This is a genomic window from Amycolatopsis pithecellobii, from assembly GCF_009707865.1.
GTDB classification, from domain to species: Bacteria; Actinomycetota; Actinomycetes; order Mycobacteriales; family Pseudonocardiaceae; genus Amycolatopsis_E; species Amycolatopsis_E pithecellobii.
On sequence record NZ_WMBA01000079.1, the window covers coordinates 19,873 to 33,232 of the forward strand.

General features: G+C 72.9%; 1 protein-coding gene. It reads left to right on the forward strand.

Features of this window, described 5'->3' with window-relative positions:
• Nucleotides 1-18: 18 nt before the first annotated feature.
• Nucleotides 19-13,360 (forward strand): type I polyketide synthase (locus GKO32_RS33495; protein ID WP_154760927.1); only part of this gene is annotated, 13,342 nt, incomplete at its 3' end.

Genomic DNA, 13,360 nt, shown 5'->3' on the forward strand with positions numbered 1-13,360 from the left:
AAAGAAAAGGACAGCGTGATGGTTTCCTCTGCTTCCCGGCATGCTCGCGACGAGGCGATCGCTGTCGTCGGGTTGTCCTGCCGGTTCCCGGGCGCGCCGGACCCCGGCCGGTACTGGCAGCTGCTGCGCGACGGCGTGGACGCGGTCACCGAGGCGCCGCCCGGCCGGTGGGAGAGCGCGTCACTGCCGACGCGGCGGGGTGGCTTCCTGACCGGGATCGACGAGTTCGACCCCGCCTTCTTCGGCATCTCGCCGCGCGAAGCCGCGACCATGGATCCCCAGCAGCGCCTGGTGCTGGAGTTGAGCTGGGAGGGGCTGGAGGACGCCGGCATCGTTCCCGCGACCCTGCGCGACAGCCGGACGAGCGTGTACATGGGCGCGATCTGGGACGACTACGCGACCCTGATGCACCGGCAGGGGATCGACGCCATCGGCAGGCACACCGTGACCGGCTCGCACCGCAGCATCATCGCCAACCGGGTGTCCTACACGCTCGGGTTGCGCGGTCCCAGCGTGGCTGTCGACGCGGGACAGTCCTCGTCGCTCGTCGCGGTGCACATGGCGGCGGAGAGCCTGCGAAGCGGTGAGTCCACCATGGCCGTCGCGGGCGGGGTGAACCTGAACATCCTGCCGGAAAGCACGATGGGCGCCCACCAGTTCGGCGGTCTGTCACCGGACGGCCGGTGCTTCACCTTCGACGCGCGGGCCAACGGGTACGTGCGCGGCGAGGGCGGTGGCCTGGTGGTGCTCAAGCCGCTGCGCGCGGCACTCGCCGACGGCGACCGGGTGTACTGCGTGATCTTGGGCAGCGCGGTCAACAACGACGGCGCCACCGACGGCCTCACGGTGCCCGGCGCCGAGGGGCAGCAGGCGGTGCTGCGCGAGGCGTACCGCCGCGCCGGGGTGGACCCGCTCGAGGTCGGCTATGTCGAGCTGCACGGTACCGGCACGAAGGTCGGCGACCCGATCGAGGCCGCCGCACTCGGCGCCGTGCTGGGGGCCGGACGTCCGGCGGACGCCCCGCTGGCCGTCGGTTCCGCGAAGACGAACATCGGCCACCTCGAAGGCGCGGCGGGTATCGCCGGGCTGCTCAAGGCCGTACTCGGCCTGCACCACCGGCAGCTGCCACCGAGCCTGAACTTCGAGCATCCCCACCCCGCGATTCCCTTGGCACAGCTGGGTTTGCGCGTACAGCGTGAACTCGGACCGTGGCCGGCGGACCGGGAGCCCCTGGCGGGCGTGAGTTCGTTCGGCATGGGCGGCACGAACTGCCACGTGGTCCTCGGCGACGCGGGCGTGGTGACGGAGCAGCCGTCCCGCACACCACCCCCGGTACTGGTCGTGCCGGTGTCGGGACGGACGGCACCCGCACGAGCGAGCCAGGCCCGGCGCCTGCTCGAACACGCCAGGTCGCATCCGGACCTGCCGCCGGCCGACCTCGGGTTCGCGGCGGCCACCAGCCGGACCGCGTTCCGCCACCGTGCCGCCGTCGTCGGCTCCGATCGCGACGGCATCCTCGCCGGGCTGGCCGCACTCGCGGGTGAGGACCGCGCCCCGAGCGTCGTCACCGGCGAGACCGTCGAGGGACGGACCGCGTTTCTCTTCCCCGGCCAGGGATCCCAGCGCGTCGGCATGGGCCGCGACCTCTACCGGCAGTTCGAGGTGTACGCCCGCGCCTACGACGAGGTGTGCGCGCACCTGGACCCCGGGCTGCGCGAGGTCGCCTGGAACGACGAGGAACGCCTCGGGTGGACGGAGTTCACGCAGCCCGCGTTGTTCGCGGGGCAGATCGCGCTGTACCGGCTCGCGGAGTCGTGGGGTTTGCGCGCGGACCTGCTCGCCGGGCACTCCATCGGCGAGGTCGCCGCCGCGCATGTCGCCGGTGTGCTGTCCCTGCCCGACGCCGCGCGGCTGATCACCGCGCGGGGCCGGCTGATGCAGGCACTGCCCGCGGGCGGAGTGATGGTGGCGGTCGAGGCGGACGAGGACGAGGTGCTGTCCCTGCTGACCGGCCGGGACCAGGTCGGCATCGCGGCCGTCAACGGGCCCGGGGCGGTCGTGGTCTCCGGCGCGGAGGAGGAGATCGCGGCGATCGCGGCCCACTTCCGTGCGGCGGGGCGCAAGACCAAGCGGCTCGCGGTCAGCCACGCCTTCCACTCTCCGCTGATGGGTCCGATGCTGGCGGAGTTCCGGGAAGTCGTGCGCGGCTTGGATTTCCGGGAGGCGCGGCTCGGCGTGGTGTCCACGGTGACCGGGCGGCCGGTGCGCGCGGGGGAGTGGACGGACCCGGAGTACTGGGTGGAGCATGCCCGTCGCCCCGTCCGTTTCGCCGACGCGCTGACCGCACTGCACGCCGAGGGCGCCCGGGTCTACGTCGAGCTGGGCGCCGGGGGTGTGCTCACGGCGATGGCCCGGGAGGTGCTCGCCGGTACCGGCGGCGCCTTCGTCCCCGTGCTGCGTGGCGGTAGCGAGCCACACGACGCCGTCGCCGCACTCGCGACCGCCTGGGCGAACGGTGCGGAGGTCGGCTGGGCCGGCTATTTCGGCCCCGGCCCGCGGCCGGTCTCGTTGCCGACATACGCCTTCCAGCGGGACTCCCACTGGATCGGCCGGGTGGAGAAGTCCACTGTGGACGAGTCCGGGGCACGGGACGCGCTGCCGGCCCGGCTTGCCGGGCTGAGCGAGCCCGAACAGGAACGCGACCTGCTCGAGCTGGTGCGCACCACGCTCGCCATCGTGCTCGGGCACGTCGGCACGGAGACCGTGGACGTCACCTCCAGTTTCCGCGATCTCGGCCTCGACTCGCTCGCCTCGGTCGAGCTGCGCGACGAGCTCTCCCGTGCGACCGGATTGACGCTGCCCGCGGCCCTGCTGTTCAACCACCCGACACCCGTGCGGTTGGCCGGTCACCTGCGCGCCGAGCTGGCCGGGGGCACGGGAGGGGCGCTTCCGGCCGCGGCCCGGCGAGTGGCCGACGAGCCGATCGCCGTCGTGTCGATGAGTTGCCGTTACCCAGGAGGGGTACGCAGCGCCGAGGACCTGTGGCGGCTCGTGGCCGAGGGCGTGGACGCCACCTCCGAGTTCCCCGTCAACCGTGGCTGGGACCTCGACACCCTGTTCCACCCCGATCCCGCGCACTCCGGCACCTCCTACACCCGTCGTGGCGGTTTCCTGCACGACGCCGACCAGTTCGACGCCGACTTCTTCGGAATCAACCCGCGTGAAGCCGCGGCGATGGACCCGCAGCAGCGGCTGCTGCTGGAGACCGCGTGGGAGACGCTGGAGCGTGCGGGTCTCGATCCCACCGCGATGCACGGCGAGCAGGTCGGCGTGTTCGTCGGGGCCACGGCCCAGGACTACGGCCCGCGCCTGCACGAGACGGCCGAGGGGGCCGACGGCTACCTGCTGACCGGCAACACCACCAGCGTCGCGTCGGGCCGGATCTCCTACATTCTCGGGCTCGAAGGCCCCGCGGTGACCGTGGACACCGCCTGCTCGTCGTCCCTGGTCGCGCTGCACCTGGCGGCTCAGGCGCTGCGACAGGGCGAGTGCGGGCTGGCGCTCGCCGGCGGGGTGACGGTGATGTCCTCGCCGGGCATGTTCGTCGAGTTCAGCCGCCAGCGAGGGCTGGCCGCGGACGGGCGCTGCAAGGCGTTCGGCGCCGGCGCGGACGGCACCGGCTGGGCCGAGGGCGCGGGCCTGGTGCTGCTGGAGCGGTTGTCGGACGCACGCCGCAACGGCCATCGTGTGCTGGCGCTGGTGGCGGGGTCCGCGATCAACCAGGACGGCGCTTCCAACGGTCTGACCGCACCCAACGGGCCATCCCAGGAACGCGTCGTCGGCCAGGCCCTTGCCGCAGCGGGCCTGACCGGCGCCGACGTCGACGTGGTCGAGGCGCACGGCACCGGCACCACGCTGGGCGACCCGATTGAGGCCGAGGCGCTGCTGGCCGCCTACGGCCAGGACCGCGCGGAGCCGCTGTGGCTCGGCTCGCTCAAGTCGAACATCGGGCACGCACAGGCCGCGGCCGGTGTCGGCGGCGTGATCAAGATGATCATGGCGCTCGAGCACGGCGTCCTGCCCCGCACCCTGTACGCCGACCCCCCGTCGCCGCATGTGGACTGGTCCCGCGGCGGGGTCGCCCTGCTGACCGAGCCGGTCGAGTGGGCCGGGCGCAACCGGCCGCGCCGCGCGGGCATCTCGTCGTTCGGCATCAGCGGGACCAACGCGCACCTGATCATCGAGGAGGCGCCCCGGGAATCGACGGTCCCGGCCGGACGACCGGACGATCCCCGCACCGTGTTGGTGCTGTCCGCCAAGGCACCGGAGGCGCTGCGCGAACAGGCGGACGCCGTGCGGCAGGCCATCGAGGCGGGAAGCCCCATCACCGACACCGCGTACTCGCTGGCCACCACCCGCCCGGCCTTCGGCCACCGGGCGGCGGTGACCGGCGACCGGGACGAGCTGCTGACCGGGCTCGCCGCGCTCGCGGCGGGCGAGCCCGCGTCCGGGGTCACCGCGGGCGTGGCGGGCGCGGGCCGCGCCGTGTTCGTTTTTCCCGGCCAGGGGTCGCAGTGGGAGGGCATGGCGCGGGAGCTGTTGTCCGCCACCGAACCCGCCGCCCGCGTCTTCGCCGCGTCCATCGCCGACTGCGAGCGCGCGCTGGCCCCCTACGTCGGCTGGTCGCTGACCGCGGTGCTCCGTGGCGACGTGGACGCGCCCGGGTTCGACCGGGTCGACGTGGTCCAGCCGGCGTTGTTCGCGGTGCTGGTGTCGCTGGCCGCGCTGTGGCGATCGCTGGGCGTCGAGCCGCAGGCGGTGATCGGTCACTCCCAGGGCGAGATCGCCGCCGCCTGTGTCGCGGGCGCGCTGTCTCTCGAGGACGCCGCGAAGGTAGTGGCACTGCGTAGTCGCGCGCTGGCGGCGATAGCCGGTTCCGGCGGAATGGTGTCGGTCCCGCTGCCGGAACAGCAGGTGCGTGAGCGCATCGCGGCCTGGCCGGGTCGCGTCGAGGTGGCCGCCGTCAACGGCCCGCGGTCCACGGTGGTCGCGGGGGAACCGGACGCGCTCGAAGCACTGGTCGCCGCCTGCGAGGCCGACGACGTGCGCGCTCGCACGATCCCGGTGGACTACGCGTCGCACACGCCACAGATGGAGGTGCTCGAGGACCGGCTCGCCGCCGAACTGGCCGGGGTGACGCCCCTGCCGTCGTCGGTCGCGTTCTACTCGACCCTGCACGGGGCGCCGATCGCCACCACCGAGCTGGACCCCGGCTACTGGTACCGCAACCTGCGCAACACCGTGCGGTTCGAGCAGGCCACCCGCGCCGCCGTTGCCGATGGGTACACGGTCTTCATCGAGGTCAGCGCACACCCGGTGCTCACCGTGGGGATCGGCGAGACGCTGGAGGCGCTGGGCGCCGCGGGCGCGGCCGTCGGCTCGTTGCGCCGCGACGACGGGGGCATGAGCCGGGTACTCGCGTCCTTCGGGGAGGCAGTAGTCCACGGCGCGCCCGTGGACTGGGAGGCTTTCTTCCGCGGCCCGCGCAGGATCGTGGACCTGCCGACCTACCCGTTCCAGCGCCGGCGCCACTGGCTGTCCGCGAGCCCGGCCGTCGATGCGACCGCGCTGGGGCTGGCCACGGTCGACCACCCGTTGCTCGGTGCCGAGGTCGAGCTGGCCGAGGATGACGGGCTGCTGTTGACCACCAGGCTGTCCGTGGCCGCGTATCCGTGGCTCGCCGAGCATGTCGTCATGGGCACCGTCCTGGTGCCCGGCACCGTCTTCGTCGAGCTGGCCTTGCGCGCCGGGGACGAGGCCGGTTGCCCCGACATCGCCGAGCTGACGCTGGAGGCACCGCTCCCGCTGGCCGAGCACGGCGCCGTCCAGCTGCAGGTCCTCGTCAGCGGGCCGAAGGAGGACGGGCAGCGGACATTCGGCATCCACTCGCGGCCCACCGTCGACGGCGCGCTCTGGACCTGTCACGCCACCGGTCTGCTGACGGCCGTACGGACCGAACCGTCCACTGTGGACATGAGCGCCTGGCCGCCCGCCGGCGCGCGGCCGGTCCCGCTCGACGACGTCTATCCACGGCTACTGGCCGACAACTACGAATACGGCCCGGTGTTCCAGGGCCTGCGCGCCGCGTGGCAGCTGGGTGAAGACGTCTTCGCCGAGGTCACCCTGTCCGAGGATCAGCAGGCCGACGCCGCCCGCTTCGGTGTGCACCCCGCGTTGCTCGATGCCACGCTGCATCCCGTCGTGGCGGGGCTGACCGGCATCCGCGGCGAAACCGGGGCGTCCCTGCTGCCCTTCTCCTGGACCGGGGTGCGCCTGCACGCCGTCGGGGCGACCCTGCTGCGTGTCCGTCTGCGCCCGGGCGGTACCGACGCGGTGTCGATCACGGTCGCCGATGCCACGGGTGCACCGGTGGCATCGGTGGAGAAGCTGACGCTGCGGCCGTGGCGTGGCGGACATCCGGCGGCGCAGTCCGCCGGCGGCACGCTGTTGGAGCTCGGCTGGACACCCGTGCCCGGCCCCGTCGCCGGGGATGCGGCGGGGGCTGACTCCGTTTCGGTGCGCGTGCTGCGTGGTGGCGGTGAACTCGTTGCCACCACGCATGATCTCGCGCGCCGCGCGCTGGAGATCGCGACCGCGGACGAACCCGTCGTGGTGATCACGCAAGGAGCGGTGGCGGCTGCGGACGGCGACCCGGTGCCGGATCTCGCCGCCGCGGCGGCCCGCGGCCTGCTGCGAACCGCGCAAACCGAGCACCCCGGCCGCATCGTGTTGCTGGACATCGCGGATGCAGTGGACGAGCTCGACCTCGCCACGCGGGCGCTCGCCACCGGCGAACCCGAGCTGGCGTGGCGCGACGGCCGGTTTCTCGCGCCGAGGCTCGCTCCCGCACCTGCAACGTCCACAGTGGACGGACAGTCCACCGTGGACGCCTGGCCGCCGGATTCCGAGGGCACGGTGCTGGTCACCGGCGCGAGCGGCACCCTGGCCGGTCTGCTCGTTCGCCATCTCGTGGCGTCACATGGCGTCCGCCATCTGCTGCTCGCGAGCAGGCGCGGAGCCGAAGCCGAGGGTGCCCCGGAGCTGGCGGCCGAGCTCGCGGACGGTGGCGCGAACGTCACGTTCGCACGCTGCGACGTCGCCGACCGGGCACAGGTCGCCGAACTGCTGGCGGGTGTCCCGGCCGCCCACCCGCTGACCGCCGTGATCCACACTGCCGGCGTACTCGCCGACGCCATCGTCGACACCCTCACCGCGACGCAGGTGGATGCCGTGCTCGCGCCGAAGGCGGACGGCGCCTGGCACCTGCACGAGCTGACCCGCGACGAGCCGTCCACGGCGTTCGTCCTCTTCTCCTCGGTGGTCGGCACCACGGGCAACGCCGGCCAGGCCGGCTACGCCGCGGCCAACGCCTTCCTCGACGCCCTCGCGGCGCACCGGCGCGCACTCGGCCTGCCCGCTGTCTCCCTCGGCTGGGGCCTGTGGGCCGACGGCAGCGGAATGACCCGGAACATGGCGGAAGCGGACGTCGCTCGAATGGCGCGCTCGGGTATCGCGCCGCTGGCGAGCGAAGAAGCTCTCGCGCTGTTCGATCGTGCGGTGGCCGCACCGGCCGCGCATGTGCTGCCGGTGCGGCTCGACCGCGGCGGCCTGCGGGGCAGGGCCGCCGACGGCACCCTGCCCGCCGTCTTCCGCGGTCTCGTGCGGGCACCCGCGCGCCGGGCCTCGGCGCCGGACGCCGACTCCTGGGCGGCTCGCCTCCTCGCGATGCCCGACGACCAGCGGGACCGTGAGGTGCTCGGCCTCGTGCGCGCACAGGTCGCCGCCGTGCTCGGCCACGCCGACTCCGCCACGATCGATCCCGGCCGCGCGTTCCGGGAGCTCGGCTTCGACTCCCTGACGTCGGTCGAGCTGCGCAACCGGATCAACGCCGCCACCGGTCTGCGCGCCCCGGCGACCCTGCTGTTCGACCACCCCACCCCGGCCGCGGTCGTGGCCTACCTGCGCGATGAACTGCTCGGGGCGGACACTCGTGCCATCAGCGGGCCCACGGGGTCCGCGAGCGTCGACGAGCCCATCGCGATCATCGGCATGAGCTGCCGCTACCCCGGCGGCATCCAGTCGCCGGGGGACCTGTGGCGCGTGGTCGCGGACGGCGCGGACGTGATCGGTGACTTCCCCGCCGATCGCGGCTGGCGCGTCGAGGAGCTCTACGACCCCGACCCGGACGCAGCCGGCCGGAGCACCACCCGGCAAGGCGGTTTCCTGCACGACGCCGCCGAGTTCGATGCCGGCTTTTTCGGCATCAGCCCGCGCGAGGCGATGGCCACCGACCCGCAGCAGCGGTTGCTGCTGGAGACCGCGTGGGAGGCGTTCGAGGCGGCCGGCATCGACCCTGGCGCACTGCACGGCAGTGACACCGGGGTGTTCACCGGCGTCATGTACAACGACTACAGCTCGCGTCTGCGGAGTGCCCCCGAAGGGTATGAAGGCTTTCTGCTCGCGGGTAACCAGAGCAGCGTCGCGTCCGGCCGCGTCGCCTACACCTTCGGGCTGGAGGGCCCGGCCCTCACCGTCGACACCGCGTGCTCTTCGTCGCTCGTCGCGCTGCATCTCGCGGTGCGCGCATTGCGCGCCGGGGAATGTGCGCTCGCGCTGGTCGGCGGTGTGGCCGTGATGTCCACCCCCACCACCTTCATCGAGTTCAGCCGGCAGCGCGGGCTGGCCGCGGACGGCCGATGCAAGTCGTTCGCGGCCGGCGCCGACGGCACCGGCTGGAGCGAGGGCGTCGGGCAGCTGCTCGTGGAACGCCTCTCCGACGCCCAGCGGCTCGGGCATCCCGTGCTGGCCGTCGTGCGCGGTACCGCCGTCAATTCCGACGGTGCTTCCAACGGGCTCACCGCGCCGAACGGCCCGTCGCAGCAGCGAGTGATCCGCACCGCGCTCGCCGGTGCGGGCCTGCGTCCGTCCGAAGTGGACGTGGTCGACGGGCATGGCACCGGTACCCGGCTCGGTGATCCGATCGAGGCGCAGGCGTTGCTGGCGACTTACGGTCAGGATCGTGAGGGGGCGCCGCTCTTTCTGGGGTCGGTGAAGTCGAACATCGGTCACACCCAGGCGGCTGCGGGTGTCGCGGGGATCATCAAAATGGTCCAGGCCATGCGCCACGGTGTCGTGCCGAAGACGCTGCACGTGGACGAGCCGTCACCCTACGTCGATTGGGCCGAAGGCGGGGTGCGGCTGGCACGGGAGACGGCCGGCTGGCCGGATACCGGCCGCCCGCGCCGCGCGGGGGTTTCGTCGTTCGGAATCAGCGGGACCAACGCGCACGTCATCCTCGAACAGGGGCCGGAATCGTTGCCACAGCCGGAAACCGAGCATTCCGGCCCCATCCCGTGGGTGCTGTCCGCGCGCAGCGGTGCCGCCGTGCGCGGGCAGGCCGCACGGCTGCTCGATCACCTCGCCGCGCACCCGGACCTGCATCCGGCCGATGTCGGGTACTCGCTCGCCACGACGCGCCCGGCGCACCCGTATCGCGCGATGGTCCTCGACGCCGGCGAGCTGGCGGAATTGGCCGCCGGTAACAGCTCCACCGCGGTGACCCCCGCCGGCGACCGGCCCCGCACGGTGTTCGTGTTTCCGGGTCAGGGTTGGCAGTGGGCGGGGATGGCGGTGGAGTTGCTGGATTCGTCGCGGGTGTTCGCGGAGCGGTTCGCCGAGTGTGGTGTGGCGTTGAGTGGGTTTGTGGAGTGGTCGTTGGTGGATGTGGTGCGCTCGGGCGAGTTCGATCGTGTTGATGTGGTGCAGCCGGTGTTGTGGGCGGTGATGGTGTCGTTGGCGGAGTTGTGGCGGTTTTATGGTGTGGAGCCGGATGCGGTGGTGGGGCATTCGCAGGGGGAGATCGCGGCGGCGACTGTCGCGGGTGCACTGTCGCTTGAGGACGGTGCCCGGGTGGTTGCCTTGCGCAGCAAGGCTTTGGCGGAGCTGGCCGGCACCGGCGGGATGGCGTCCGTCGCGCTGCCCGTCGACCGGGTCCGCGAGCTGACCGGCCGGTGGGACGGCCTTTCGATCGCAGCCGTGAACGGGCCCGAAGCAGTCGTCGTGTCCGGCGACGACACCGCATTGGACGAACTGCTCGCGTACTGCGAGGCGGGCGAAATCCGGGCACGCCGCGTCCCGGTGGACTATGCCTCGCATTCCCCGCACGTGGAGGCGATCCGTGAGCGGGTGATCGCCGACCTGACGCCGATCACGCCCGCCGAACCCACGATCGATTTCCCGTCCACCGTCGCGGGTGAACGCGCGTCGAACCTGACCGATGCCCGGTACTGGTACGACAATCTGCGCAACACCGTCGAGTTCGACGACACCGTACGCGGTCTCGTGCGCACCGGTCACGAGGTCTTCATCGAGATCAGCGCGCATCCCGTGCTGACGATGGCGCTGACGGAATCCTTCGCCGAAGGCGACGCCGTCGCGGTGGCCACGCTGCGCCGCGACGAAGGCGGCTTGCCACGCTTCCTGCGCTCGCTCGGGGATGCCTACGGCCACGGCGTCGACGTGGACTGGTCCGCCGCGTACGACAACGCCCGCGTCGTTCCGCTGCCGTCCTATGCCTTCGAGCACAAACGGTACTGGCTCGAGCCTGTCTCCGACGGCGAGGACGTGACCGCTGCCGGCCTGGCCTCGGCAGACCACCCCCTGCTGGGCGCGGCGGTCGACCTCGCCGACGGCGGCCTGGTGCTGAGCGGGCGGCTGGACCTGACCACCCATGCCTGGCTGGCCGACCACGCCGTCGAAGACGTGGTCCTGCTGCCAGGGACCGCGTTCGTGGAACTCGCCACCGTCGCCGGGCACCGGCTGGGCTGCGGTTGCCTGGCGGAGCTGACCCTTCGCGCACCGCTGGTCCTGCCGGAGCGCGGCGCGGTGGAGGTGCGGGTGCAGGTGGGAACCCCCGACGACGCCGGCCGGCGCACCGTCGAGGTGCACTCGAGGCCCGGCGACGAGCACCCGTGGACACTGCACGCGACCGGACTGCTCGGCCCGGAACCGGTTGCCACCCCGGCCCCGCTCGCCGCGTGGCCACCTCCCGGCGCCGAGGCGGCCGATCTGCGTGACGCCTATGAGCGTCTCGCGGTGGACGGCTACCACTACGGCCCCGCGTTCCGCGGTCTGCGCGCCGCCTGGCTTTCCGGTGACGACGTCTACGCCGAGATCGCGCTCGGGGCCGACGAGCAGACCGGCGCCGCGCGGTTCGGGGTGCACCCGGCGGCGCTGGACGCCGCCCTGCATCCGATCGTGCTCGGTCTGCTCGGCGATCGCGAGCCCGGTCTGCTGCCGTTCGCCTGGGAGGATGTTTCGGTCCATGCCACCGGTGCCGGCGCGCTTCGGGTCCGGCTGTCCCCGGCGGGCGCGGGCGTGGCGATCGAGGCGTTCGACGTCGAGGGCGACCCGGTGGCCACGGTGGGGAAGCTGTCCCTGCGCCCGCTCCGCGCGGGCCTGCCCGCCGCCGGTGCACCCGCGGCCCTGTTCGCCGAGGAGTGGGTGCCGTGGACCGGCGCCGAAATCGCTGTTCCCGCCTACGAAACGCTCCGCGGCGACGTGTACGAGGTGCTGGCGGGTGTGCAGCGGTGGCTGCTGGACGACGGCGACGCCGTGCTGGTCGTACAGACCCGCGACCGCGCGAGGGACCCCGAGGCCGCCGCCGTGTGGGGCTTGGTCCGCTCGGCGCAGACCGAGCATCCTGGCCGGCTCGTGCTCGTCGACAGCGACGACGACGGCCCGGACGCCGTCGAACGGGCTCTGGCCACGGGGGAGCCCCAAGTCGCGCTGCGCGATGGCGCATTGTTCGTGCCGCGGCTCGCCCGGCTTCGCCCCGATGCAGAGCAACCTGTCGCTTTCGGTGGGAGCGTGCTGCTGACCGGTGGCACCGGGACACTCGGCAGGCTCGTCGCCCGGCACCTCGTGTCCCGGCACGGAGTGCGCGACCTCGTCCTGGCGAGCCGCAGTGGGAGCGCGGCCGACGGTGCGGGGGAACTCCGCGCGGAGTTGACCGATCTCGGCGCCACCGTCCGGATCGCCGCCTGTGACGTCACCGATCGCGCCATGCTGGCCGGGCTGCTGGACTCCATCGAGTCCCTGTCCGCGGTGGTGCATCTGTCGGCCGTCCTCGACGACGGTGCCTTCGGCACACTGAGCCCGCAGCGACTGGACGCCGTGGCAGGGCCCAAGGCCGGCGCAGCCTGGCTGCTGCACGAGCTCACCGCGGACCGGGACCTCGCGGCCTTCGTGCTGTTCTCCTCGATCGCCGGCACCGTGGGCACCTCCGGACAGGCCGGTTATGCCGCCGCCAACGCCCGGGTCGAGGCGCTCGCCCGGCACCGGCGTGCGCTCGGGCTGCCCGCGACCGCGCTGGCGTGGGGACTGTGGGCCGACAGCAGTGGCATGACCGGGCACCTCGGCCGCACCGAGCTGTCCCGCATGGCGAAGCTCGGCCTGGTCGCGATGCCGGCGGAGCGTGCGCTGGCGCTGTTCGACGCCGCGCTCGCCGCCGACGAGCCCGTGGTCGTGACCGCGGAGCTCGACACGCACGCGTTGCGCCGCAACGCCGCGTCGGGCGACCTTTCGCCCGTGCTGCGCGGTCTTGTGCGTGCCGTGCCGCGACGCGCTGCCTCGGGCGACGGCGACACCACCGGCCTGGCCGCGCGCCTGCGCGCCCTTCCGGCCGGCGAACAGCTTGCCACGCTCGTGACGCTGATCCGGGACGCCGCGGCGGCCGTGTTGTCCCACGACGACGCGGACGCCGTGGACCCGGCGCGCGCGTTCAAGGATCTCGGTTTCGACTCGCTGACCGCCGTCGAGCTGCGCAACCGGTTGTCCACCGCGACCGGATTGCGGCTGCCCGCCACCCTCGTGTTCGACCAGCCGACACCCGCGGCGCTCGCCGCGTACCTGCGCACCGAGCTGGTCGGTGGTGTGACGGCGGATGTGGCCGTCGCCGCTGCCGGCGAAGACGACCCGATCGTCATCGTCGGCATGGCCTGCCGCTACCCCGGCGGGGTCACCGACCCGGACGGGCTGTGGGACGTGGTGTCGCGCGGCGCGGACGTCATCGGCGGATTTCCCACCGATCGTGGGTGGGATTTGGCGGAGCTGTTCGATGCGGACCCGGACCGCGCGGGAACGAGTTATGTGCGTGAAGGCGGTTTTCTGTCCGGGGTGGCGGATTTTGATGCTGGTTTTTTTGGGATGAGTCCGCGGGAGGCGTTGGCGACGGATCCGCAGCAGCGGTTGTTGTTGGAGGTGGCGTGGGAGGCGGTGGAGCGGTCGGGTATTGATCCGG